Origin of the sequence: Nocardia sp. Root136 (genome assembly GCF_001427185.1) — a bacterium.
Classification (GTDB): domain Bacteria; phylum Actinomycetota; class Actinomycetes; order Mycobacteriales; family Mycobacteriaceae; genus Nocardia; species Nocardia salmonicida.
The window spans coordinates 2,408,624-2,432,905 of the sequence record NZ_LMFE01000001.1 but is presented as its reverse complement, the minus strand read 5'-3'; the positions used below and the strand labels follow the sequence as shown (position 1 = coordinate 2,432,905).

At 67.2% G+C, this 24,282-nt stretch carries 25 protein-coding genes; 10 read left to right on the top strand and 15 right to left on the bottom strand.

The genetic code is table 11. The annotated features are described in order from the left end of the window. Window positions 1-81: 81 nt before the first annotated feature. Window positions 82-1,230, top strand: coding sequence for a class I SAM-dependent methyltransferase (locus ASD42_RS11265; protein WP_056813728.1), 1,149 nt, complete (start codon window positions 82-84; stop codon window positions 1,228-1,230). Window positions 1,231-1,380: 150 nt separating this feature from the next. Further along, window positions 1,381-2,238, top strand: a complete 858-nt coding sequence (locus tag ASD42_RS11260) for a Bax inhibitor-1/YccA family protein (protein ID WP_056813723.1) — start codon at window positions 1,381-1,383, stop codon at window positions 2,236-2,238. A 62-nt stretch (window positions 2,239-2,300) separates the two neighbouring features. Here the strand turns inward: ASD42_RS11260 and ASD42_RS11255 are convergent, their stop codons facing one another. Together ASD42_RS11255 and ASD42_RS11250 are read right to left on the bottom strand one after the other, a co-directional pair. Next, the gene (locus tag ASD42_RS11255; protein WP_056813720.1) at window positions 2,301-3,521 is read right to left on the bottom strand and encodes an acetyl-CoA C-acetyltransferase; all 1,221 of its coding nucleotides are present in this window, start codon (window positions 3,519-3,521) and stop codon (window positions 2,301-2,303) included. Between the two features lie 61 nt (window positions 3,522-3,582). Next, on the bottom strand, window positions 3,583-4,452 hold the full coding sequence (locus tag ASD42_RS11250) for an SGNH/GDSL hydrolase family protein (protein ID WP_056813717.1): 870 nt from the start codon (window positions 4,450-4,452) through the stop codon (window positions 3,583-3,585). A gap of 87 nt (window positions 4,453-4,539) precedes the next feature. On the opposite strand from ASD42_RS11250, the gene ASD42_RS11245 reads away from it, so the two are divergent. Beyond that, the gene (locus ASD42_RS11245) at window positions 4,540-5,922 is read left to right on the top strand and encodes a cystathionine beta-synthase (RefSeq protein ID WP_056813716.1); all 1,383 of its coding nucleotides are present in this window, start codon (window positions 4,540-4,542) and stop codon (window positions 5,920-5,922) included. Here ASD42_RS11245 and ASD42_RS11240 read toward each other — a convergent pair. Further along, a complete protein-coding gene (locus tag ASD42_RS11240; RefSeq protein ID WP_084787072.1) occupies window positions 5,890-6,861 on the bottom strand; it encodes a LysR family transcriptional regulator in 972 nt (323 codons plus the stop codon). The two genes, ASD42_RS11245 and ASD42_RS11240, sit on opposite strands and share 33 nt — an antisense overlap. 156 nt (window positions 6,862-7,017) lie before the next feature. Between ASD42_RS11240 and ASD42_RS11235 the strand changes: the two genes are divergently transcribed. Further along, complete coding sequence (locus ASD42_RS11235; RefSeq protein ID WP_084787129.1) at window positions 7,018-8,265, top strand: Glu/Leu/Phe/Val dehydrogenase dimerization domain-containing protein; 1,248 nt, start codon at window positions 7,018-7,020, stop codon at window positions 8,263-8,265. 48 nt (window positions 8,266-8,313) lie between these two features. Here ASD42_RS11235 and erm read toward each other — a convergent pair whose 3' ends face one another. After that, window positions 8,314-9,138, bottom strand: coding sequence for a 23S ribosomal RNA methyltransferase Erm (gene erm, locus ASD42_RS11230; RefSeq protein ID WP_056813712.1), 825 nt, complete (start codon window positions 9,136-9,138; stop codon window positions 8,314-8,316). Between the two features lie 226 nt (window positions 9,139-9,364). On the opposite strand from erm, the gene ASD42_RS11225 reads away from it, so the two are divergent. Then, window positions 9,365-10,378, top strand: coding sequence for a mechanosensitive ion channel family protein (locus ASD42_RS11225; RefSeq protein ID WP_235569375.1), 1,014 nt, complete (start codon window positions 9,365-9,367; stop codon window positions 10,376-10,378). A gap of 65 nt (window positions 10,379-10,443) precedes the next feature. Here ASD42_RS11225 and ASD42_RS11220 read toward each other — a convergent pair whose 3' ends face one another. Beyond that, window positions 10,444-10,788, bottom strand: a complete 345-nt coding sequence (locus ASD42_RS11220) for a DUF6401 family natural product biosynthesis protein (protein WP_056813708.1) — start codon at window positions 10,786-10,788, stop codon at window positions 10,444-10,446. Between the two features lie 158 nt (window positions 10,789-10,946). Between ASD42_RS11220 and ASD42_RS11215 the strand changes: the two genes are divergently transcribed. Further along, window positions 10,947-12,248 (top strand): NtaA/DmoA family FMN-dependent monooxygenase, encoded by a 1,302-nt coding sequence (locus tag ASD42_RS11215; protein WP_056813705.1) that lies wholly within the window; start codon window positions 10,947-10,949, stop codon window positions 12,246-12,248. A 157-nt stretch (window positions 12,249-12,405) separates the two neighbouring features. After that, window positions 12,406-12,687: a hypothetical protein gene (locus tag ASD42_RS11210; RefSeq protein ID WP_131816974.1), complete on the top strand. Its 282-nt coding sequence runs from the start codon at window positions 12,406-12,408 to the stop codon at window positions 12,685-12,687. Between the two features lies 1 nt (window position 12,688). Here the strand turns inward: ASD42_RS11210 and ASD42_RS11205 are convergent, their stop codons facing one another. After that, complete coding sequence (locus tag ASD42_RS11205) at window positions 12,689-13,870, bottom strand: acyl-CoA dehydrogenase family protein (RefSeq protein WP_056813699.1); 1,182 nt, start codon at window positions 13,868-13,870, stop codon at window positions 12,689-12,691. Window positions 13,871-13,970: 100 nt separating this feature from the next. Between ASD42_RS11205 and ASD42_RS11200 the strand changes: the two genes are divergently transcribed. Continuing rightward, window positions 13,971-15,113, top strand: coding sequence for a cystathionine gamma-synthase (locus tag ASD42_RS11200; protein WP_056813696.1), 1,143 nt, complete (start codon window positions 13,971-13,973; stop codon window positions 15,111-15,113). Between the two features lie 90 nt (window positions 15,114-15,203). Here ASD42_RS11200 and greA read toward each other — a convergent pair whose 3' ends face one another. Next, the gene (greA, locus tag ASD42_RS11195; protein ID WP_056813695.1) at window positions 15,204-15,695 is read right to left on the bottom strand and encodes a transcription elongation factor GreA; all 492 of its coding nucleotides are present in this window, start codon (window positions 15,693-15,695) and stop codon (window positions 15,204-15,206) included. Between the two features lie 301 nt (window positions 15,696-15,996). Beyond that, the gene (locus ASD42_RS11190) at window positions 15,997-16,461 is read right to left on the bottom strand and encodes a DUF4307 domain-containing protein (RefSeq protein ID WP_056813694.1); all 465 of its coding nucleotides are present in this window, start codon (window positions 16,459-16,461) and stop codon (window positions 15,997-15,999) included. A 119-nt stretch (window positions 16,462-16,580) separates the two neighbouring features. Between ASD42_RS11190 and mca the strand changes: the two genes are divergently transcribed. Further along, a complete protein-coding gene (gene mca / locus ASD42_RS11185; RefSeq protein WP_131816803.1) occupies window positions 16,581-17,447 on the top strand; it encodes a mycothiol conjugate amidase Mca in 867 nt (288 codons plus the stop codon). After that, window positions 17,447-17,695 carry a hypothetical protein gene (locus tag ASD42_RS11180; RefSeq protein WP_056813692.1) on the top strand — a complete coding sequence of 83 codons (249 nt, stop codon included), beginning with the start codon at window positions 17,447-17,449 and terminating at the stop codon, window positions 17,693-17,695. The genes mca and ASD42_RS11180 overlap by 1 nt, the downstream gene beginning before the upstream one ends. A 10-nt stretch (window positions 17,696-17,705) precedes the next feature. Here ASD42_RS11180 and ASD42_RS11175 read toward each other — a convergent pair whose 3' ends face one another. The 7 genes from ASD42_RS11175 to adh all read right to left on the bottom strand — a co-directional run bounded on the left by ASD42_RS11175 (window position 17,706) and on the right by adh (window position 24,216). After that, window positions 17,706-17,879, bottom strand: coding sequence for a hypothetical protein (locus tag ASD42_RS11175; RefSeq protein ID WP_156677424.1), 174 nt, complete (start codon window positions 17,877-17,879; stop codon window positions 17,706-17,708). Window positions 17,880-17,971: 92 nt separating this feature from the next. Further along, window positions 17,972-18,370: an NUDIX hydrolase gene (locus ASD42_RS11170; protein ID WP_056816067.1), complete on the bottom strand. Its 399-nt coding sequence runs from the start codon at window positions 18,368-18,370 to the stop codon at window positions 17,972-17,974. Window positions 18,371-18,434: 64 nt separating this feature from the next. Beyond that, entirely contained in the window at window positions 18,435-19,277 is an 843-nt protein-coding gene (eutC, locus tag ASD42_RS11165; RefSeq protein ID WP_084787071.1) for an ethanolamine ammonia-lyase subunit EutC, read from the bottom strand. Beyond that, a complete protein-coding gene (locus ASD42_RS11160) occupies window positions 19,274-20,686 on the bottom strand; it encodes an ethanolamine ammonia-lyase subunit EutB (RefSeq protein WP_056813688.1) in 1,413 nt (470 codons plus the stop codon). The genes eutC and ASD42_RS11160 overlap by 4 nt, the downstream gene beginning before the upstream one ends. Window positions 20,687-20,732: 46 nt before the next feature. Beyond that, window positions 20,733-22,160 (bottom strand): ethanolamine permease, encoded by a 1,428-nt coding sequence (gene eat / locus ASD42_RS11155; RefSeq protein WP_056813686.1) that lies wholly within the window; start codon window positions 22,158-22,160, stop codon window positions 20,733-20,735. 161 nt (window positions 22,161-22,321) lie between these two features. Then, on the bottom strand, window positions 22,322-22,699 hold the full coding sequence (locus ASD42_RS11150; RefSeq protein WP_056813683.1) for a DUF779 domain-containing protein: 378 nt from the start codon (window positions 22,697-22,699) through the stop codon (window positions 22,322-22,324). After that, window positions 22,699-24,216 carry an aldehyde dehydrogenase gene (gene adh, locus ASD42_RS11145; RefSeq protein ID WP_056813679.1) on the bottom strand — a complete coding sequence of 506 codons (1,518 nt, stop codon included), beginning with the start codon at window positions 24,214-24,216 and terminating at the stop codon, window positions 22,699-22,701. Before adh ends, ASD42_RS11150 begins: the two co-directional genes overlap by 1 nt. Window positions 24,217-24,282: the final 66 nt, after the last annotated feature.

The following is a 24,282-nucleotide window of genomic DNA, read 5'->3' as shown; positions in this document are numbered from 1 at the left end:
GAAGACCCGTCGCGAGTCGCCGCTACAGCCGATAGCGGGCCCGGATGTGACGGTGGGGCAACGATCTAGCACACTTGCCGGGTGGACAGTGTTGACGACGTATTCGACCGACTACGCCGGTATCCGGATGTGGAGGCGCCGAACCTCTATGCCGTCGATGCCGCCGACCGACTGATCCTCGACACGGCAGCCGACGCCCTCGCGGCCGCGGGTAGCGGTGATGTTGCGGTGATCGGTGACGCCTACGGCGCGCTCACGCTCGGTCTCGCCGCGCAGCACGGACTCGCCGGTATTCGCGTCCACCAGGACCTGATCACCGGCGAATCGGCGCTGGCGGCCAACGCCAAGACCCTCGGGCTCACCGATCGCTACACCACCCACGCCCTCGACGCCGACCTGCTCGCCGGCGCGCGCGTGATCCTGATGCGGTTGCCGCGGATGCTGTCGGGCGTCGCCGAGATCGCCGAGGCCATCGCCCGCTACGCCGCCGACGATGTGGTGGTGTTCGCGGGCGGTCGCGACAAATACCTCACTCCCGCGATGAACGAGGTACTCGCCGAATCCTTCGCGCGGGTCCGTGCGGGCCGGGGCAGGCAGAAGTCGCGTGTGCTCGTGGTCGGCGAGCCGCTGCCGATGGGCGAATCCCGGTTCCCCGTTCGCGAGCACGTCATCGAGATCGACGGCGATGTCGTCGCGTTCGGCGCGGCGTTCTCCGGCTCGCGCCTCGACATCGGTACCCGCTTCCTGCTCGAACACATGGACCGGATGAAGCCCGACGCGCGCGACGCCGTCGACCTCGGTTGTGGCACCGGCATTCTCGCGGTCGCGCTGGCGAAATCGCGGCCGCACATCCGGGTGGTCGGCACCGACCAGTCCGCCGCCGCCGTCGCCTCGGCCAGGGCTACAGCTGTTGCCAACGGTGTCGCCGACCGGGTGACGGTGGTGCGCGACGACGCCATGTCCTCGGCCGCCGACAACAGCGCCGACCTGGTGCTGTGCAATCCGCCGTTCCACGTCGGGGCGGCCGTGCACACCGGTTCGGCGATCAAGATGTTCGTCGAGACCGGGCGGGTGCTGCGGCCGGGCGGTGAGTTGTGGACGGTGTACAACTCGCACTTGAACTATCGCGGCGTGGTGGAGCGGATGGTGGGTCGCACCGATGTGATCGGCCGGAACCAGAAGTTCACGGTCACGCGGTCCGTTCGTGGTCTGCGCGACGTACAACGATAGGACGACCCGAAAGCGGTAGAGTCCGATTTGTCCGAACGGGTCAGCGGTGTGGTCATCGACCTGATCGCTGGGAACTTTGTCCGATCGTGACGCGTTGAACAGGGCAGTTGGAGCTTCTGCAGCGACTCGTAACTCCAGGAAAGGCGCACGGTGCGTACCTCATCGAATCCGGTGTTCAAGAACCTTCCCCGCCAGGAAGGTGTCGGCGGTTACGCGAACTTCGGTTCGGGCGTAGCCGGCGCGGGCCAGCTCGGTAACCAGCAATACGGCGAATACGGGCAGCAGTACGGCCAGCAATTCCAGCAGGCCCCTGCCACCCGCGCGATGACCATCGACGACGTGGTCACCAAGACCGGCATCACCCTCGCGGTGCTGACCGTCTCGGCGATCATCTCCTTCGCGCTGTCGAGCGCGAACCCGTCGCTGGCCCCGCTGTTCGTCATCGGCGGCGCGATCGTCGGCCTGGTGCTCGTCCTGATCGCGACCTTCGGTCGCAAGATGGACAACCCAGCCATCGTGCTGTCCTACGCGGCCTTCGAGGGCCTGTTCCTCGGCGCGCTGTCCCTGATGTTCACCGACGTCACCTTCGGCGGGGTGGGCGGTAGCGCCCTGATCGGCCAGGCGGTGCTCGGCACGTTCGGCGTGTTCTTCGGCATGCTCGTCGTCTACAAGACCGGCGCTATCCGCGTTACCCCGCGCTTCACTCGCATGCTGATCGGCGCGATGGTCGGCGTGCTGGTGCTGATGGTCGGCAACCTGATCGCGAGCTTCTTCACCGACGGCGGCTTCGGCCTGCGCGACGGCGGCGCGCTGGCGATCGTGTTCAGCCTGGTCTGCATCGCCATCGCCGCGTTCAGCTTCCTGCTGGACTTCGACGCCGCCGACCAGCTGATCCGCGCCCAGGCCCCCGAAAAGGCCGCGTGGGGCGTGGCCCTCGGCCTCACCATCACCCTGGTCTGGCTCTACGTCGAGATCCTTCGCCTGCTGAGCTACTTCCAGCGCGACTGATCCGAGCACGAAAAAGCGGCCCACCTCGATGAGGTGGGCCGCTTTTTTCGGTCTATCTCATCTCAGCTGAGGCGCTCGAGGACCAGCGCCATGCCCTGGCCGCCGCCGACGCACATGGTCTCCACGCCGAACTGCTTGTCGTAGGTCTGCAGGTTGTTCAGCAGGGTGGTGGTGATGCGGGCACCGGTCATGCCGAACGGGTGGCCGAGCGCGATCGCGCCGCCGGAGACGTTGAGCTTGTCCTCGTCGATCTTCAGCTCACGCGCCGAGCCGAGGACCTGCACGGCGAAGGCCTCGTTGATCTCGAACAGGTCGATGTCGGAGACCGACTTGCCTGCGATCGCCAGCGCGCGCTTGACGGCCTCGACCGGGCCGAGGCCCATGATCTCGGGCGACAGGCCGGAGACGCCGGTGGAGACGATGCGGGCAAGCGGGGTCAGACCCAGTTCCTTGGCCTTGGTGTCGCTCATGATGACCAGCGCCGCGGCGCCGTCGTTGAGCGCGCAGCAGTTACCGGCGGTGATGGTGCCGTCGGGACGGAACACCGGCTTGAGCTGGCTGACCGCCTCGTAGGTGACGCCGGCGCGCGGGCCGTCGTCCTTGCTCACGATCGTGCCGTCGGGCAGGGTCACCGGGGTGATCTCGCGCTCGAAGAACCCGGCCTTGATGGCCTCTTCGGCACGGTTCTGCGAGCGCACGCCCCAGCGGTCCTGGTCTTCGCGTGAGATGCCGGTCAGCGACGCCACGTTCTCGGCGGTCTGGCCCATCGCGATGTAGGCGTCGGGGAGCAGGCCGTCCTGACGCGGGTCGTGCCAGACACCGGCGCCACCTTCGGCGGCCTTGGCGGTGCGGGCAACGGCCTCGTCGAAAATGGGGTTCCTGGTGTCGGGCGAGCTGTCGGCCGAGCCACGGGCGTAGCGCGAGACGGTCTCCACGCCCGCGGAGATGAACACATCACCCTCGCCTGCCTTGATCGCGTGGAAGGCCATCCGGGTGGTCTGCACCGACGACGCACAGTAGCGCTGCACGGTGGTGCCGGGGACGACATCGAGGCCGAGCTCGATGGCGATCATGCGGCCCATACCGAAGCCACCCTCGCCGGCGGGGGAGCCGGTGCCCAGGATGATGTCGTCGATCTGCGTCGGATCCAGCGAAGGCACCTTGGCCAGCGCTGCACGAACCATCTGCGTGGTCAGGTCGTCCGGGCGCATTCCCGCCAATGACCCCTTGACGGCACGGCCGATCGGGGAACGGGCGGTGCTGACGATGACGGCCTCGGGCATGAGGACTCCTTTTCGCATTGTTCGACGTGAACGGCTGTTTACATGCCGGTCATTCTCGAATCTACGTCTCCAGCTGCCCCACGGGAAGAGCAGGGCGGTCGCGCACCTGTGCGATCAACACGGGCAGCAGCTGCGCGGCGGCCAATTCGTAGCCTGCCGCGGAGGGGTGGAATCCGTCGGTGGCGAACAGGATTTCAGGCGAGGCGCGGAACTCCGACGCGACCAGCGGTGAGCCCATCGGCACCGCGATACCGCCCGCGATCGTGGTCGCCACCGTCTGCGCCTTGGCCAGCCGCACACTCCAGTTCGCGACGATCGTGCGCAGCGGCTGCTGAATCGCGGTGACGGTGCCCAGGTTCGGGCAGGTGCCGACCACCACCAGCGCGTCCGCTTCGCGCAGCCGCGACACCGCAGCCGCGAGCCTGCGCGCCGAGGCCCGGATGGAGTGCTTCTTGGTGATGTCGTTGGCGCCGACCAGGATCACCGCCGCGTCCGGCGGTGGGCCCGCGACGAACATCGCGTCGACCTGTCCGGCCAGGCCCTTCGAGGTGGCGCCGGAGATCGCTTTGGTACTCAACCGGATTCGCAGGCCGGTGGCCTCGGCCAGACCGCGGGCCAACCGCACTCCCGGCACATCGGCGGCACCGAGACAACCGAGCCCCGCCGCGGTGGAGTCGCCGAAGATCATCAGGTGCAGGTCGACCGGCGTGTTCTTGCGCCACGGCTCGGGACGGGTGGCGCCCGGCGCGTACACGCCGTCGGCCTCGGGCGGTTTGGAGGTGTCGCGGCCGATCACCGCGCGCGCCGCACCCGCCTGCGTCATCAGCAAACGATAGGTCGCCCAGGAGACCGTCCCGGCGCTCGATCCGGCGAGCACCGTCGTCGCTCCGGTCACGACCGCGGTCCGCCAGCTGATTCGAGGTGCGCTCACATCCGAAAATTCTACGACGCGGGTTCGCCAGTACCCGACGAGTTACCCATGTACTCGCGAAATCAGAGGTTCTGCAACGATGGAGGAATGCGCATCGCGGATCATGTGGTCGACCTCATCGGTAACACCCCCCTTGTTCGGCTGAACTCGGTGGTCGGCCCCAACGCGGGTCTGGTGGCCGCGAAGGTCGAATACCTGAACCCGGGCGGCAGCTCCAAGGACCGGATCGCGGTCAAGATGATCGACGCCGCCGAGCAGGACGGACTGCTGAAGCCGGGTGGCACGATCGTCGAGCCGACCTCCGGTAACACCGGTGTCGGCCTGGCGTTGGTCGCCCAGCAGCGCGGGTACAAGTGTGTGTTCGTCTGCCCGGACAAGGTCAGCGAGGACAAGCGCAACGTGTTGCGTGCCTACGGCGCCGAGGTCGTGGTCTGCCCGACCGCCGTGCCGCCGGAGCACCCCGACAGCTATTACAACGTCTCCGATCGCCTGGTCCGGGAGATCGAGGGCGCCTGGAAGCCCAACCAGTACTCGAACCCGGGCGGTCCCGACAGCCACTACGAGACCACCGGTCCCGAGATCTGGGCCGACACCGAGGGCAAGGTCACCCACTTCGTCGCGGGCGTCGGCACCGGCGGCACCATCTCCGGCACCGGCCGCTACCTCAAGGAAGTCTCCGGCGGCAAGGTCAAGATCATCGGCGCCGATCCGGAAGGCTCGGTGTACTCCGGCGGCACCGGTCGCCCGTATCTGGTCGAGGGTGTCGGCGAGGACTTCTGGCCCTCGGCGTACGACGCGTCGATCCCCGACGAGATCATCGCCGTCTCCGACGCGGATTCCTTCGAGATGACCCGGCGTCTGGCTCGCGAGGAAGGCCTGCTGGTCGGCGGTTCCTGCGGTATGGCCGTGGTCGCCGCGATCGAGGTCGCCCGCCGCGATCCCGACGCGGTGGTGGTCGTGCTGCTGCCCGACGGTGGCCGCGGTTACCTGTCGAAGATCTTCAACGACAAGTGGATGAGTTCCTACGGCTTCCTCCAGACTCCGCTGGAAGCGGGCCCCGAACCGCTGGTCGGCGACGTGCTGCGCGGCAAGTCCGGCGCCCTGCCCGACCTGGTGCACACCCACCCGTCGGAAACCCTGCGCGACGCCATCGAGATCCTGCGCGAATACGGCGTGTCACAGATGCCCGTCGTCGGCGCCGAGCCGCCGGTCATGGCGGGCGAGGTCGCGGGCAGCGTCACCGAACGCGACCTGCTCTCCGCCGTCTTCGAAGGCCGCGCCAACCTCACCGACTCGGTGGCCCAGCACATGAGCCCGTCGTTCCCGCTGATCGGCTCCGGCGAACCCCTCTCCACCGCCACCAAGGCGCTGTCGGACTCCGACGCCCTGATGGTCGTCGAAGACGGCAAGCCCGTCGGCGTCATCACCCGCCACGACCTACTCGGCTTCCTGAGCACCGGCAGCATCTGAGGCTCGACGCACCGTGGGCGCGGTGCGGATCTCGGCGGCGAGTCCCTTCTTGGCCGCGGCGGTCCGGATCGCGTCCACCACCAGGAGCAGCGCGGCTCGGCCCGCCGAGTTGGTGCGGTAGGCCAGCGACACCGTCCGGGTGAGGGCGTCACTGAGCGCGACGATGTCCACCCCGGGTGGACGCAACGCCAAACCCAGGTCCGATACCAGCGTGACGCCGAGTCCGGCCGCGACCATCGACATCGCGGTCGCCTGCTCCTCCAACTCGTGGTCGATGCGCGGCCGCAGCCCGGCGGACTGGAACGCCAGCCGCGCCGCGTGCCCGAAGTGTGACCGGGCGGGCGCGATGATCCACGGATGTTCGGACAGCTCGGCCAGCGTCACGCTGGCCGCGGGCACCGCACCGGCGGGGACGGCCGCGTGGATCCGTTCGACGCCGATGACCGCTCGCTCCAGGCCACGGTCCCAGGTCATCGGATAGTTCGAGTAGTCCAGAACGAAGGACAGATCGAGCGTGCCGTCACGGACGGCCGCGGCCGTCGACTCCGGCGCGAGCTCGGTGGTGCGCACCAGAATGCCCGGATGCGAGGCGGCGAGGGTGGTGAGCGCGTCGGGGAGCAGGCCGGAGGCCACCGACGCCCACACCCCGGCGGTGATCTTCGCGGTCACCGATCCGCCCGCTTCCTCCAGCGCCTGGGTCGCGCGCTCGACCGCGGCCAGGATTTCCTCGGCGTGCTCGGCGAGCACGATCCCGAGGTCGGTGAGCTGCACGCGGCGCCCACGTCGTTCGAACAGCCGGGTGCCCGCGTCGCGTTCGAGCTGTGCGAGCTGTTGGGAAACCGCCGACGCGGTGTAGTGCAGAGCAGCCGCCGCGGCCGTGATCGTGCCGCGTTGGTGTAGCTCGTGCAACATTCGCAGCCGGGCCAGAGACAGGTCCATAGCACCGAGGGTAGGCACTGTGCAGGAACCGTGAACGGTGCCGTGAACGATCCGTAAATAGACGCGCCGCCGGGGGTGACGCACGCTTGGTGCTACCGGGACGACGAGGTCCGCCACAGGCGATCACGACGAATGAGGAGGTGGGGCGCCATGACGATGCTGAACCCGAATGGGGGAACGCCGCAGGTGACTTCACAGACTGTTGCGGCCACATCCACGGACCCGGCCGTTGCTCCCGCGGTCCGCCGCAGCCAGCCGTACATGCGTCTGCAGTGGACGGATTCGCTCACCGACGCGGTCGGCTACCTCGTTGTCCACACCCTGCGCGGCGGCTTGGCCACCGGCGGCACCCGGATGCGGGCCGGCTGCACCCTGGGTGAGGTCGAGGATCTGGCGCGCGGCATGGCCAACAAGACCGCCACGTTCGACCTGCCGATCGGCGGCGCCAAGGGCGGGATCGACTTCGATCCCAAGGACCCGCGCGCCGTGGAGGTGCTGCAGCGATTCTGCGAGGCGATGCGCCCGTGGCTCGACGCGCACTGGGTGACCGCGGAGGACCTGGGGGTTCCGCAGCACCTGATCGACGAGGTCTTCGACAAGCTCGACCTTGACCAGAGTTTCCACGCCGCGATCCGGCGCGCCGCCGACCCGGTGGCGACGCTGGCGCGCGTCCGCAACGGGCTCAACGCGGCAGTAGACGGCGGCTTCCTGCTCGGTGACGTCATCGGTGGCTACGGCGTCGCGCACGCCTGTCTCGCCACGGCGGTGCAGTGGGGGCAGGCACCGGCCCAGACGACGGTCGCGATCCAAGGCGTCGGCACCATGGGCGGGGCGGCGGCCTACTACCTGCACGAGGCCGGAATGAAGATCACCGCGGTAGCGGATGCCGCCGGCACGCTGTCGTGCGCCGATGGGCTCGACATTCCGGCGCTGCTGGATCTCCGCGACGGCTACGGCGAGATCGATCGGTCCCGCCTGCCCGAGGGCATCGAGCAGCTGCCGCGCAACGCCATCGTCGCCGCCGACGTCGATATCCTTGTGCCCGCGGCGATCTCGTACGCGATCACGCCGGACAACTCCTACGATATCCGGGCCCACGTCATCGTCGAAGCCGCGAACGCCGCCACGACACCGGAGGCCGAGGCCATGCTCGCCGCCCGCGGCATCCCGGTACTGCCCGACTTCGTCGCCAACGCGGGCGCGGTGGCCTGGGCGTGGTGGTTGCTGCTCGGCGAAGTGGACGACACCCCGGACACCTCCTTCGACCGACTCCGAACCACCATGCACGACAAGGTGGCACAGCTGCTGACCGCGTGGACCGACGAAGGCGTCACTCCTCGCGAGGTCGGCCACCGCTGGGCCGACGACCCGTCACCGCTCACCGGGCCGGTCGTCATTCCCTGAGGCCGACGTCGGTGCTGCCTTCGGGCGGAAGGCAGCACCGATCGTCCGTCAGCAGGTGAGCATCGAATGCAACTCCACCCACTGATCCGGGTGGACATAGGCGACCACGGTGTCGTGGGCGATGCCCGCGGCCGCCATGGCCTCGTCCACGCCGTGGTAGCGGGTGTGCAGGGAAGCCCGGACCGTGCCGCCTGATCCCGAGAAGGCGGTGCGTACCAACTCGATGTAGGAATCACGGTGGGGGACAGAGGGTTGTGTTCGTCGAACGATCCGCAGGATCGCGGAGTCGACCGACGGGATCGGGCGGAAGCTGTCGCGGGGTATCTGCCCGCGAAGTTCCCAGCTGAACCACGGCCAGGTCGTCGCGGTCAGTAGGCTCCAGCGGCCGTAGTCGCCGGTGCGTTTGCGGGCGTATTCGCGTTGGGTGAGCAACGTCGCCGAAGTCAGGGCGGGTGCGGTCAGGCACCAGTCGACGATGTCGGCCGTCACGGAGAACGGGATGTTGCCCACCACGGCGAACGGCTCGCGGGGAGCCTTCGCCTTGGTGAAATCACCACGGACGACGCGGATTCCGTCCTCGGACCGCGTGTGCGCCGAGAGCTTGGCCGCGAGTAGGGGATCGATCTCGTACGCGGTGACCCGCGCTCCGCGCCGAGCCAAGGCCCGCGTGAGAATGCCCTCGCCCGCACCGGGCTCGAGAACTGTCCCCGCCGGGTCGGCCGCTGTCACGATCGAGTCGACGGCGCCACGATCCACCAGAAAGTTCTGGGACAGTGTCCTTCTCGCGTGGTCACGAGCGGTCCGGCCGCCACTCTTCCCGGTGACCTTGCGCTGTGTGTGTGAATAGTTTCGGTGTGAATAGTCCTGCGCCACGGCAGTTGCCCCTTCGGGTCTTCGAGTTGATGGAAGCTCGAAGGGCCCTTGGCGCGCCGGTGGACGCCGATGCAGTTATCCGCGTCCGCTAGCGGGCCAGAGCCCGGTTGTGGCGGATGCGAATGAAGAAGTGACACGACATGCGACCGACTCTAGGAATCGGCGCGACGGTGGGCAACCGAATTTTCGGTCGGGAGGGTGTGGACACCACCAGTAGCGGACCTGAGTGCGTGGCGAGCGCGATCCCTCAGACCGATCGACCGGAAATTATGGCGCTGACCGGCCATCGGCAAATTCATCGCTACTTTCACGATTCGACGAAGATTACCTGGGTAAGTACCTCGGACAGGTGCTTCGGCAATTCAGCCGCACTGATCGGAAAGCGAAAGGACAGGCCGTGGACAACTCCGTCATTGCGATAGATTTCCAGCAGGGCTTGACCGATGCGTGGAGTTCGGTCGCGCAGTTCGTCCCCAAAGCGGTGGCTTTCATCGCCATTCTTCTCGTCGGCTGGATCATTGCGAAGGTCGTCGCCAAGATCGTGAACGCGGTGCTGGAGCGCGTCGGATTCGATAAGCTCGTCGAACGCGGCGAACTGCGAAATATGATGTCCCGCAGTAAATATGACGCTTCCGACATTATCGCCAAGATCGCCTACTACGCGATTCTGTTGATCGCGCTGCAGATCGGTTTCGCGGTATTCGGGCCGAACCCGGTCAGCGCCCTGCTCACCAGCATCGTGGCCTGGCTGCCCAAGGCCGTGATCGCGATCGTGATCGTGGTGATCGCCGCGGCCATCGCCCATGCGGTGAGCGACCTGATCTCCAACGTGCTCGGCGGGCTGTCCTACGGGAAGATGCTCGGCCGGATCGCGGCGGTGTTCATCTGGGGTATCGGCATCATCGCCGCGCTGAACCAGATCGGCGTGGCGACCTCGGTGACCACGCCGATCCTGATCGCCGTGCTCGCCACCATCGGCGGCATCCTGGTAGTCGGCGTCGGCGGTGGCCTGGTCAGGCCCATGGAGCAGCGCTGGAGCAATTGGCTGGGCAACCTGGAATCGGAGATGCCCGCGATGAAGGGGCACGCCCAGGCATACCAGCGTGGACGCGAGGACGCGGCGCGCCAGGGCGCGCAGGTGGCGCCGAGCACAGCCGAGCAGGCTCGGCAGACGCGGGTGACGCCCGGCACCAGCTACCCGGAAGGCGAACCGGGCTGGGGTGGCGAAACGGCTCGATAGCCGATCGGCACCGGCGCCCCGTCACCTTCGGGTGGCGGGGCGCCGCTGCCTGTCCCGGGGTGGTGTCAGTCGGCGGCGTACGCGCACACCGCGGCCAGGCGTAACTGCAGCCAGTCGGCGTCGTGCCAGTCGGCAGGCGCGCCGGCGAAGAATCCGTCGGCTCGCTCGGCGAAATGGTCGAGGAGCCCGCGGACATAACCGGCGAGCAGAATGGTCATCGGCACGCGAGCGGAATCATCGACACCGAGGACAAGGATGTCGCGCACCGCGGCGGCGTGCTGATCCAACTGGGCGGACAGGGCGGGCACCACTGCGGCGACGGCTGCCGCGGGGGCTCCGAACTCGGTGTTCAACTGTTGTAATTGTCGTTGCGCCGAGAGTTCGAGCAACGCGGGACCGGGCGCAAACATTGCAATATGGTAGCAATCTCTCCAGTCCTGGTAAAGATTGGATCTCTTCAAGATCAATAGGATGACCTGGCGAATATGTCGCAACCTCGTCGCGTTCGATCGAATTCGGGTGAGCGCAACCATGGTCGCTCCGCCGACGTCCTGCTGGACTGTCGACCATGGGCAGTGAACGTCGGAAGTTGAAGACCGTCACCGGGGTCAGCGGATCGCGCGATGTATACGCCGCGGCCCTCGACCCGACCCGCTCGACGCTCGACGAAGCGGTGCGGGTCGCGCGGATCGCGCAGGAGAACAAGTTCGGCGCGATCTTCGCCGCGGACCTGCTCAGCTTCGGCGCCCAGGGGGCGATCGGCGCGCAGGAACCACTGATCCAGCTCGCCGCCCTCGGCGCGGTGACCACCGATCTCGGCCTGATCGCCACCGTCTCCACGACCTTCCATCACCCCTACAACCTGGCCCGGCTCTTCGGCACGCTCGACCACATCAGCAACGGCCGCGCGGCCTGGAACGTGGTGACCTCCTCGCTGGGTGAGGAGAACTACGGCGACGGTGACCTGCCGAGCCCCGAGCAGCGCTACGCGCGTGCCACGGAATCCCTCGAGGTGGTCAACGCGCTGTTCGACAGCTGGCAGCCCGGTGCGCTTCGGCCGGACGGCAAAGGCGGTGCGGCACTGGACGAATCGCTCGTGCGGCCGATCGACTATGCCGGACAGCATTTCTCGGTGCGTGGTCCGCTGAACATCCCGCCGTTGCCGCAGGGCAGGCCGGTACAGTTCCAGGCCGGTCAGTCCGCCGGTGGCGTGGAACTCGGCGCGCGATTCGCGGAGATGGTCTTCACCTCGCTGGCGACGCTCGAGGACGCGGTCACCTATACGAAGAAGATTCGCACCCGCGCCGCTGAACTGGGCAGGCCGGACGGGCTTCCGCTCATCTTCAGTTCCTTCCACGCGACCTACGGTGCGACGGAGGAGGAAGCTCGCAGGTTGGTCCGCGAGGCCGCCGAAGCCACCGATTTCGAGGCGGGTCGTCGTCAACTGGCCGACATGCTGGGCGGCGCCATCGACCTGTCCGACCTGCCGTTGGACAAGCCCATCCCGGAAAGTTTGCTGCCGCAGTTGGATTCGGTACACCGCCGACGCGGAAGGGTCGAGATCTTCGGCAAGCTCGCCGCCTCCGGCGCGACCCTGCGCGAACTCGTCATCGCCGCCAAGGACACCGGGCACTGGGCCGCGGCGGGCACGCCCGAACAGTTGGCCGACGCGATCGAAGAGCGGTATCGGGCGAATGTGCTCGACGTGATCTCCCTCGGCGGGCTCACCGACGAACGCACCCACGATTTCGTCGTCAACGGCTTGCTGCCCGAGCTGCGTCGCAGAGGTCTGCTCGATACCGACTATCTGGGCGGCACCTACCGCGAGAACCTGGAACTGCCTGCGCCGACCGGAGCGACGAGGGCGTAGCCGACGAGATCTGATCGATACTGCGGAGTTGCGCGAACCGGGCGTCCGATGGACTCTGAATGGGTATAACCGTTCCGAGACAACTTTCGGCAAACAAGCTCGGCGAGCGAAGGGATCCGCAGTGCAGGTCACCGACCCGGCCGTTCATCTGTTCGGCATGAGCACGGTAATCGCTGCTAGCGCAGGGTATTCGGCTCAGACGAGAATCGCAGGCGCCTGGCGTCGCTCGCCTTACGCACCGCTGTTCGGTCGGCTGGCCGCCGCGATCTTCTGGGGTTGCGGCAGTGTGGCCGGTCTGACGCTGCTCGGCATCCCCACAGCGATCACCGTGCCCATCGCGCTGACCGTGTTGACGGTGGTGATCGTGATGCTCGCCGCGGCTTTCGCCGGCGGCATGATCAGGCCCGCGCCGAGGCCGGGCCTGACCGCCGGTACCTGACCTACCGGAACGCGTTGACGTCGGTGAGTGCCTTGCCGATGACCAGTTGGTGCACCTCGGCGGTGCCCTCGTAGGTCAGCACCGATTCCAGGTTGTTGGCGTGCCGCAGCACCGGGTAGTCGAGGGTGATTCCGTTGGCGCCCATGATGGTCCGGCATTCGCGAGCGATCTTGATGGCTTCGCGGGTGCTGTTCAGTTTGCCCACGCTGATCTGCTCGCCGGTGATCTCGTGACGATCCTTCAACCGGCCCAGGTGCAGCGCGAGCAACTGTCCCTTGCCGAGCTCGAGCGCCATATCGGCCAGTTTGGCCTGGGTGAGTTGGTAGCCGGCCAGCGGCTTGTCGAACACGTCACGGGTACGGGCGTAGTCGATCGCCGCGCTCAGGCAGTCGCGTGCGGCGCCGAGCGCGCCGAAGATGATGCCGAACCGTGCCTCGCTCAAGCAGGCCAGCGGCGAACTGAGCCCGAGCGATTCGGGCAGTACCGCATCGGCGGGCAAGCGGACGTCGTCGAAATCCAGTGCGGCGGTGATCGATGCGCGCAGCGACAACTTGCGGTGGATCTCGCGAGTGGTGAAACCCGATGTGCCCGCGGGCACCAGGAAGCCGCGCACTCGCGGCTTGTCCGTGCCCGGCTCGTCCGCGTAGGCCCAGACGATCGCGATATCGGCCACCGACCCGTTGGTGATCCACATCTTGGACCCGTTCAGAATCCAGTCGTCACCGTCGCGGCGCGCCCGCGTGCGCATCCCGCCGGGGTTCGACCCGAAGTCGGGTTCGGTGAGTCCGAAGCACCCGATCACCTCACCGGCCGCCATCGCAGGTAGGTACTGCTGCTTCTGCTCCTCCGATCCGAAGAAGTGAATGGCCGCCATCGCCAGCGAGCCCTGCACCGACACCATGCTGCGCACGCCGGAGTCGATGGCTTCGAGCTCCTGGCAGGCGAGCCCGTACGCGGTGGCCGACGCGCCTGCGCAGCCGTAGCCCTCGAGGTGCATGCCGAGCAGTCCGAGCTTGCCCAGCTCCGGCGCGATCTCGCGGGCCGGGAAGGTTCCCTCCTCGAACCAGTCCGCGAGGTGTGGCCGCAGCCTGCGTTCCCCGAATCGCGCCACCGTGTCGCGGATTTCGCGCTCCTCCGGCGACAGCAACGGATCAATGGCGAACAACTCTTCGACGGTGACCATGGCGTGAGCTTAACCGCAGTACCGACACCGAATCCGGCACATCGACCATGTCGAGAACCCCTGCGAAAGCGACCCGAACCGGCCAACTAGTCTGAGGTATATGAGTGAGCTGGGATTCTCCACCAGGGCCGTGCACGCCGGATACGAACCCGATCCTCAGACCGGTGCGGTGAATGTGCCCATCTACGCGAGCTCGACCTTCGCCCAGGACGGCGTCGGCGGCATGCGTGGTGGCTACGAGTACGCGCGCACCGGCAACCCCACCCGCACGGCCTTGGAAGCCAACCTCGCCGCCCTCGAATCGGGCAGTTACGGGCGCGCCTTCGCCTCGGGTATGGCGGCCACCGACTGTGCGCTGCGCGCCATGCTGCGTCCCGGCGACCACATCGTCATCCCCGACGATGCCTACGGCGGCACCTTCCGGCTCATCGACAAGGTCTTCAGCCAGTGGGGCATCGAGCACTCGCCCGCCCACATCGCCGACCTCGACGCGGTGCGTGCGGCCATTCGCCCCAACACCAAGCTGGTGTGGATCGAGACCCCGACCAACCCGCTGCTGAGCATCGGTGACATCCCCGCGCTGGCCGATATCGCCCACGAGGCCGACGCGAAGCTGGTCGTGGACAACACGTTCGCCACCCCGTACCTGCAGCAGCCGCTGCTGCTCGGCGCCGATGTCGTCCTGCACTCCACCACCAAGTACATCGGCGGGCACTCCGATGTCGTCGGCGGCGCGCTGATCACCAACAGCGCCGAGCTCGACAAGGACTTCGCGTTCCTGCAGAACGGCGCGGGCGCGGTACCCGGCCCGTTCGACGCCTTCCTCACGATGCGCGGCATCAAGACGCTGGCCGTGCGGATGGAGAAGCACTGCGACAACGCCGAGGTCATCGCGGAGTTCCTGACCAACCACCCGGCCATCTCGCAGGTCATCTACCCCGGTCTGCCCACGCACCCCGGCTACGAGATCGCGCAGAAGCAGATGCGTCGCAGCGGCGGCATGATCTCGGTGCGCCTGGCCGGCGGCCGGGAAGCGGCGCTGAAGTTCTGCTCGCGGACCGAGATCTTCACCCTGGCCGAATCGCTGGGCGGGGTCGAATCGCTGATCGAGCACCCGGGCGCGATGACCCACGCCAGCACCGAGGGCTCGGCCCTCGAAGTCCCCGCCGACCTGGTTCGCCTCTCGGTAGGCATCGAGGACATCAGCGATCTCCTCGCTGACGTCGAGCAGGCCCTGAGCTGAGCCGGACCCCCACACATGACGAAGCGGCCGCATCCGGATTCCGGATGCGGCCGCTTGCGTTCGGGTTCTCGACGTACGGGTTCAGCCGGCTCAGCTGTGGTACGGCTCCGCGCTGACCAGCGTGACCTTCATGGTGTTGCCGTTGGGGAGTGTGTACTCGCGGGTCTCGCCCACCTTGGCGTCGATCAGCGCGCCGCCCAGCGGCGAGTTCGGCGAGTAGGCTTCGAGGCCGGTGGCGCCGAGTCCCTCTTCGCGGGTGGCGATGAGGAAGGTCTCGGTATCGCCTTCGTCGCCGTCGTAGTAGACCGTGACGACCGAGCCCGGCAGCGCCACGCCGGATTTGGTGGGGGCGACGCCGACCTTGGCGTTGTTCAGCAGTTCCTGCAGCTGGCGGATACGCGCCTCCTGCTGGCCCTGCTCTTCACGCGCGGCGTGGTAGCCACCGTTCTCCTTGAGGTCGCCCTCTTCGCGGCGCTCGTTGATCTCGGCGGCAATGACCGGACGATTGGCAATGAGCGAGTCCAACTCGCCCTTGAGCCTGTCGTGCGACTCCTGGGTAAGCCAGGTCACATTCTCGGTCATCTCGATCACTCCCTAGTAGTTGTTCCCGGCGCACCGGGATTCCTGAGAAACCAGCGCGATTCCTCCCGAAGGAGGGCATGCACCAGCCCGACGGCTGGAGCGATCCTGGGGGTGAACCCGATACCCGCAAACAGCACCGCTGGCCGCCAATGCAGCAAACACGGCTCCGAACCCCGGAACCGTGTATCAGCCCATTTTAGCATGTCTCACAAAAATGCAGGTCAGCCTAGTCAGCCGGGCATTTCAGGTCCGCCGGACCACCTAGCGCTGGTGCGCCGGACCACCTAGCGCTGGTGCGCGGTCACTGAGCGCCGGTGCGCAGATACCCAGGTATCTGGTCGCTGCAACCATAAATATCGCCCGCCGAAGGGCGTGCCGACGACTTGACCGTAGTGGTTACTTGCACGCTGGTCGAATCCGAGCCGGGGACGAGTACTTCGCGCCGCCCCACCTCGGCGCCGTCGCGATCCATCGCCCGGACGAAGCAGACCACGGCCTGCTGTGGATCGTCGCGGGTGACCTTGATCCGCACTTCCAAGGTGGCGTCGTCGACGACCACATAGCCGAGCTGCTCGGTCTCGATCGCCTTCGGACCATATTTCTGGAAGCCGAGATAGGCCACCGCGAAGCCGACGACAACGACGCCGACACCGAGCAAAACCATCAGCCACAGGCGACGCGCGGGTGGTTTTGTGCCGTAACGGTCGGCGTGTCGCGCTGCTGCGGCGGCCGAGGTCGCGGCGGAGTCCGGTGCGGGCTCGGTCATCGGTTCGCGCTCCCGGGGGTGGTCGGAACAAACAGGGGGTCGGATGGAACTATAGGTAACGACATCTGACACCCGCGAGCGAGAGCGACGGTGAACGAGAAGTGAGTGGCCTTCGCCTCATGGCAGTGCACGCCCACCCCGACGACGAATCGAGCAAGGGCGCCGCGACGACCGCCAGATACGCCGCGGAGGGCGTCGAGGTGCTCGTCGTGACGTTGACCGGCGGTGAGCGCGGCAGCATCCTGAATCCGGCCATGGACACCCCCGGTGTGCTCGACCGCATCAACGAAGTGCGGCGCGAGGAGATGGCCGCGGCCGCCCACGCGCTCGGCGTGCGCCAGCACTGGCTGGGATTCGTCGATTCGGGCCTCCCCGAGGGCGACCCACTGCCGCCGCTGCCCGAGGGCTGCTTCGCGCTGGTGCCCCTCGAAGAGTCCACCGAAGCGCTGGTGCGTGTGATCCGCGAGTTCAAGCCGCAGGTGATCACCACCTACGACGAGAACGGTGGCTACCCGCACCCCGACCACATCCGCTGCCACGAGGTGTCGATGGCCGCCTACGAGGCGGCGGGCGATCCCAGCGCGTTCCCCGAGGCGGGCGAGCCGTGGACGCCGCTCAAGCTCTACTACGACCACGGTTTCAGCATGAAGCGGCTGGAAGCCTTCGCCGCGGAGTACGAGCGCATCGGTGAACCGTTCCCGCTGCAGGAGTGGCTGGACCGGATGAAGCAGTACACGCGAGCGCGCAGCGACATCATGGGCCGGGTCACCACCCAGATCGAATGCTCGAAGTACTTCCCCCAGCGTGACGACGCTCTGCGCGCCCACGCGACCCAGATCGATCCCAACGGCGCGTTCTTCGCGATCCCGTTGGAGATGCAGCAGCGGCTCTGGCCGACCGAGGAGTTCGAATTGGCCAAGACGCGCGTATCCACCGCCATCCCGGAGACCGACCTGTTCGCCGGCATCGAGGAAAACGACCGGTGATGTTGGTCTACCTCGCACAGCAACCGACGGGCCCCGAATTCGGCAAGGCCTCGCCCCTCGGCCTGCTGGTCATCCTGATCCTGCTGGCAGGCACGGTGCTGCTGGTCCGTTCGATGAACAAGCACCTCAAGGGCCTGCCCGAAACGTTCGAACCCGAGCACCCGGAACCGGATCAGAAGGCCGACGAGGGCACCGAGCCCGGCGTGATCACCGTCGAGGATTCCGAACCGAAGCAGGGTTCCCAGTAGGCGCGGGCGCCTAGCGCGCCGCGGCCAGGTCGGCGACGAGTTCGCCGACCAGGTCGCGCGCGGTGGCGGCCTGCTCGGCCACCGACCGCGGCGCCCCACTGGCGTTCAATTCGATCATCGTGTTCATCATGCCGAACAGCGCGACGAGTCGGCGTAGGGCTGCGCGGCGCTCGGAGACAGTCATCGGCGCGGTGGATATCGGCATGTTCACAGCTATGGGATCGCTGCCGTTCGTGGGTTCGTTTCGGCCGATATCCAATCGAAGCCGTCCGCGAATCACCAGTCGATGAGGTCGAGTTCGTGCAGGCGCCGGAACACCATCATCGAACCAGGGGCGACGTGCTCCATCGCGGCGTACTCACTCACGGTGAAGTAGCGGAATTCGGCGATTTCGCCGGTGGCGAAGGGTTCTCCGGTGAGTTCGGCACGGAAACAGGTCATGTGCAGGCCGGTGTTGCGGCGGTGTCCGAAGGCTTCGGCCTCGAAGACGCCGAACTCGGCGACACCGGCGAGGCCGACGCCGAGTTCTTCCTCGATCTCGCGATGTAACGCCTGTAAAGGGGTCTCGCCGGGGTCGATCTTGCCGCCCGCCATGTAGAAGACATCCTTGCCTTCGGGACGCGTCTGAATCAGCCTGCGGTCGCGGACATGGGCGAGGGCGGCGGTGCGGATCATGGGGATCACTCTATGGACCGAACGGCTTCGGTTCATATCGAACGGCTCTGGTGTCTGGGTCAGCTCACGGTGACGGCGTGATCGTGCGGGGATCGGCGCCGGTCAGGGCGCGGGAGGTGTCCTTGAGGTCGACACCGGAGCGGCCGAGTGCGCGGGCGCCCGCGACGAGGCCCGCCACCACCCGGGCCGCGTCGGCGTAGGTCAGGCCGTCGGGCGGGTGGATGTTGGAGATGCAGTTGCGTTCGGCGTCGGCACGGCCGGGGCGGGGCAGGTGGGTGAGGTAGATACCGAGGCTGTCGGCGACCGAGAGGCCGGGGCGCTCGCCGATCAGGACAAGGACGGTGCGCACGCCCATGGCTGCGGCGATGTGGTCGCCCAGCGCCACTCTGGCCTGGGTGGCGATGACCGGCGGGGCCAGGATGTAGCGATCACCGAGTTCTGTTGCGAGAGCGGCGAGTAGGCCGGGGGCGTGGTCGGTGAGGGCCAAGGGGGACAGACCGTCGGCGAGGACGAATCCGATGTCGGCGCCGGTGTCGGGGACTGCGGTGAGGTTGTCGGGGAGTCGACCGAGGTCTGGTCGGCGCAGGTATTCCGCGCGGTCCGCCGCTCGGCTGGCGACGGTCACCGGAGTGCCGAGCCCGACGGCCGTGATCTGCTCGGTGAAGGACTCGACGTCGAGCGGAAGGTGTACGGCGTCGCGGGCCGCCGCGTGGGCTGCGCGCAGTGCGAGGACATCGGTCGTCGGTAGCGCGTCGCCGGTGCGGCCGAGTCCGATCCTGGCTTGCGTGCTGCCACGCAGGTCGCGCCAGAAGTCTTCGGTGACAGTCGAATCCGGGGCGGGAGCGGCAACGGGCTGGTTAGCAGGTGCCGCGCCGGTGGGTTCGCCCGGCTGTCGTGGCGCGCTCATCGGGTGGCCGTCAGCGCGCGCAGAGGTGAGGACAACGGTTCTACTTGTCGCACACGGCCGTTCGCGTCCAGCATGCCCAGCCCCGACAGCCAAGCCTCGAATTCCGGTGCGGGGCGCAGATTCAGGACCTGGCGGGCGTAGAGGGCGTCGTGGAAGCTGAGGCTCTGATAGCCGAGCATCACGTCGTCGGCGCCGGGCACCGCGATGACGAACGCGCAACCGGCCGCGCCCAGCAGGGTGAGCAGGGTGTCCATGTCGTCCTGGTCGGCCTCGGCATGGTTGGTGTAGCAGACATCCACGCCCATCGGCAGACCGAGCAGCTTGCCGCAGAAGTGGTCTTCGAGCCCGGCCCGGATGATCTGCTTGCCATCGTAGAGATATTCGGGCCCGATGAAGCCGACGACCGTATTCACCAGTAGCGGTTGAAGATCCCGTGCCACGGCGTAGGCGCGCGCTTCGAGCGTCTGCTGGTCCACCGGCCGATCACCCACGCCCAGATGGGCATTCGCGCTCAGCGCCGACCCCTGCCCGGTCTCGAGGTACATCACGTTGTCGCCGACGGTGCCGCGCCGTAGCGAGCGTCCCGCCTCGTTCCCCTCCCGCAACAGCGAAATATTCACTCCGAAGCCGGTATTGGCGCCCTCGGTCCCCGCCACGGACTGGAACACCAGGTCCACCGGCGCCCCCGCCTCGATCAGCCCGATGGTCGTGGTGACGTGGGAGAGCACGCACGACTGCGTCGGGATGTCGAAGCGCGATCGCACCTCGTCGAGCAGATGCAGCAGATCCGAGGTGGCCTGTGGTGAATCGGTGGCCGGGTTGATCCCGATCACCGCATCGCCGCAGCCGAGCAGCAGTCCGTCCAAGGTGGCGGCGGCGATCCCGCGCGGATCGTCGGTCGGATGATTGGGCTGCAACCGCGTGCTCAACCGGCCGGGCAGACCGATGGTGGTGCGGAAGCCCGCGGTCACCTCGGCCGCCTTGGCCACCGCGATCAGATCCTGATTGCGCATGATCTTGCTGACCGCGGCCACCATTTCCGGCGTCAACCCCGGCGACACCGCGGCCAGGGTCGCCGCCGAATCCGTCGTGGCGGCGACCGCGAGCAACCAGTCCCGCAGTCCGCCGACCGTCAGGTGCGCGATCGGCGCGAAGGCCACCCGGTCGTGACTGTCGATGATCAGCCGGGTGACCTCGTCGGTCTCGTAGGGCACGAGCACGTCATCGAGGAATGTGGCCAGCGGGACGTCCGCCAACGCCCATTGCGCCGCGGCGCGTTCGGCATCCGTGGCGGCCGCGCAGCCGGCGAGTTCGTCGCCGCTGCGCAGGGGGGTGGCCTTGGCCATCAGGTCGATCAAACCGTCGAAGGTGTAGGTTATGACGCCGATTGTGCTGCGGTACACGGTCATCGGGTCCCTTTCGAAAAGATCTGTCGGCCACCGGGGTATCTGCGCGTTACTCCAGCTCGGATTCCGCCTCGGCGATCGCCGCGAACTCCTCGTCCGGCGACTTGGCGACCAGGTGTTTGCGACTGTAGAGCCCGAAGTACGCCATGAAGGCGATGAACACACCGAGGGTCCACAGCGCCGCGGTCGGGTCGACCAGGAAGGTCGCCGCCACCGACGCGGCCGCGATGACCAGCGCGAACCCCGTGGTCACGATGCCGCCGGGGGTGCGATACGGGCGCGGCATGTTCGGTTCGCGCTTGCGGAGCACGATGTGGCTCACCATCATCAGCACGTAGCTCACGGCCGCGCCGAATACCGCCATGTTCAGCAGCATCGCGCCCTTGCCGGTGAGCGAGAGGGCGAAGCCGATGATGCCGGGCACGATCAGCGCCAGCATCGGCGCCTTGCGGGAATTGGTCACCGACAGGGCCGTCGGCAGGTAGCCGGCGCGGGAGAGCGCGAAGGTCTGGCGGGAGTAGGCGTAGATGATCGAGAAGAAGCTGGCGACCAGCCCGGCCAGGCCGATGTAGTTGACCACCTTGGCCGCCGAGCTGTCGCCCAGCGCTTCCACGAGGGGGTTGCCCGAGGCGGATGCGCTCTGGGCACCGAGCGCGCCGGTGACCAGGAACAGCACCAGCGCGCCGGTGACGCACAGCAGCAGCATCGCGACGATGATGCCCTTCGGCACGTTCTTCTCCGGCTCGCTGGCTTCCTCTGCGGCCAGCGGCACCCCTTCCACCGCGAGGAAGAACCAGATCGCGAACGGGATGGCGGCCCAGATGCCCAGGTATCCGAACGGCAGGAACGACGACGATCCGGTCGCCGTGGGATCGGCCGCGATGTTGGTCAGGTTGGCCACGTCGAACTTGCCGACGGCCGCGAACGCGAAGATCGCCAGACCCACCAGCGCGATCGCGGTGATCACGAACATCGCCTTGAGCGCCTCACCCGCACCGGCCAGGTGGATGCCGATGAACAGCGCGTAGACCGCCAGATAGACCCACCAGCCGTCGGTGATCCCGAACAGGTTCAGCGATTCCACATAGGCGCCGATGAAGGTGGCGATGGCAGCGGGCGCGATCGCGTATTCGATGAGAATCGCTGTGCCGGTGGCGAATCCGCCCCACGGTCCGAGCGCGCGCCGAGCGAAGGTGTAGCCGCCGCCCGCTGCGGGCAGCGCCGAGGACAGTTCGGCCATGCCGAGCACCATGGCCAGATACATCGCGGCGATGACGATCGTGGCGATCAGCAGGCCACCGAATCCGCCTTCGGCGAGACCGAAGTTCCAGCCCGAGAAGTCGCCGGAGATCACGTAACTCACGCCGAGGCCCGCGAGCAGCACCCAGCCCGCCGAGCCCTTGCGCAGGGTGCGTTTGGCGAGATAGTCGTCGACCGGTGTGCCCTCGCCGGTGGCGGGGCTGATTTCTGTACTCATCGGGAGCCTCTCATCAACAAGCAAAGCGCGTTCGGCGGCAACGGTGATCGTCGAGGGTTGAAGAATGGTTGACGACTGTTACGGCCGTGGATCCGTCAGGTCAGCGGTGCGTATCGAGCACCGCTGACCTGCGGAAACAATCTGATTACGCGTGTTTCAGATCACCCGGTGGGCGGCGGCGCCGATTCGAGCGCGCCCGCCTCCTCGTCGGTGAACAGGCGTGAGCGGATCAGGAACCGCACGCCCTCGGGAGCTTCGAGGGAGAATCCGCCGCCGCGGCCCGGCACCACGTCGACGGTGAGGTGGGTGTGTTTCCAGTACTCGAACTGGTCGGCGCTCATCCAGAACGGCGTCTCGCCGGGCAGGTACCCGAGCAGCACGTCCGAACCGCCCACCCGGAATTCCCCACGCGGGTAACACATCGGCGAGCTGCCGTCGCAGCAACCACCGGACTGGTGGAACATGACCGGGCCGTGTTGCCCGGTCAAGTCCCGCAGCAGCGCCGCCGCCTTGTCGGTGAGGTCGACGCGCTGCACCATCAGAAGAAGCCGAGCTTCGTCGCCGAGTAGCTGACCAGGATGTTCTTGGTCTGCTGGTAGTGATCGAGCATCATCTTGTGGTTCTCACGGCCGATGCCGGACTTCTTGTAGCCGCCGAACGCCGCGTGCGCGGGGTAGGCGTGGTAGCAGTTGGTCCAGACCCGGCCCGCCTTGATGCCGCGACCGAGGCGGTAGGCGGTGTTCATATCGCGCGTCCACACGCCCGCGCCGAGACCGTAGAGGGTGTCGTTGGCGATCGACAGCGCCTCCTCGGTGGAGTCGAAGGTGGTCACCGCGACGACGGGGCCGAAGATCTCCTCCTGGAACACACGCATGTCGTTGCTGCCCTTGAAGATCGTCGGCTCGATGTAGAAGCCGTCGGCCAGCCCGTCGACGCTGCGGACCGCGCCGCCGGTGAGTACCTCGGCGCCTTCCTTCTTGCCGATGTCGATGTAGGACAGGATCTTCTCGAACTGATCGTTGCTGGCCTGGGCGCCGATCATGGTCGCCTCGTCGAGCGGGTTGCCGCTGATGATGGCCTTGGTGCGCTCGACGCAGCGGGCCATGAACTCGTCGTAGATCGACGAGGCGATCAGCGCGCGCGACGGACAGGTGCACACCTCGCCCTGATTGAGGGCGAACATCACGAACCCCTCGATCGCCTTGTCCAGGTAGTCGTCGTCGGCGGCCATCACATCGGCCAGGAAGATATTGGGGCTCTTGCCGCCCAACTCCAGGGTGACCGGAATGATGTTCTCGCTGGCGTACTGCATGATCAGTCGGCCCGTGGTGGTCTCGCCGGTGAACGCGACCTTCGCCACGCGCGGGCTGGAGGCCAGCGGCTTACCCGCTTCGACGCCGAAACCGTTGACCACGTTGAGAACTCCCGGCGGCAGCAGATCCGCGACGAGTTCGACGACCTTCATGATCGAGGCCGGGGTCTGCTCGGCGGGCTTGAGCACGACCGCGTTTCCGGCGGCCAGTGCGGGCGCCAGCTTCCAGGTGGCCATCAGGATGGGGAAGTTCCACGGAATGATCTGTGCGACAACGCCGAGCGGCTCGTGGAAGTGGTAGGCGATGGTGTCCTTGTCGACCTCGCTGATGCCGCCTTCCTGCGCGCGCAGCACCCCGGCGAAGTAGCGGAAGTGGTCGACCGCGAGGGGGAGGTCGGCGGCGAGGGTCTCGCGGACCGGCTTGCCGTTGTCCCAGGTCTCGGCGACGGCGAGGGGCTCGAGGTTGGCCTCGATCCGGTCGGCGATCTTGTTGAGGATGTTGGCGCGCTCGGCGGCCGAGGTCTCACCCCAGGCGGGGGCCGCGCGGTGGGCGGCGTCGAGAGCCAGTTCCACATCGGCGGCGCTCGAGCGGGCGATCTCGCAGAACGGCTGCCCGTCCACCGGGGAGGTGTTCTCGAAGTAGCGGCCCTCGACCGGCGGAACCCACTTGCCGTCGATGAAATTGTCGTATCGCGGCGCGTAGCTGACAATGCTGCCCTCGGTGCCCGGCTTGGCGTAGATCATGTGCGGTGGCTCCTCGCTGATTCCGGTGAAGCGTGACGCCCATCACTATCCGGCACGAGGGTTGAT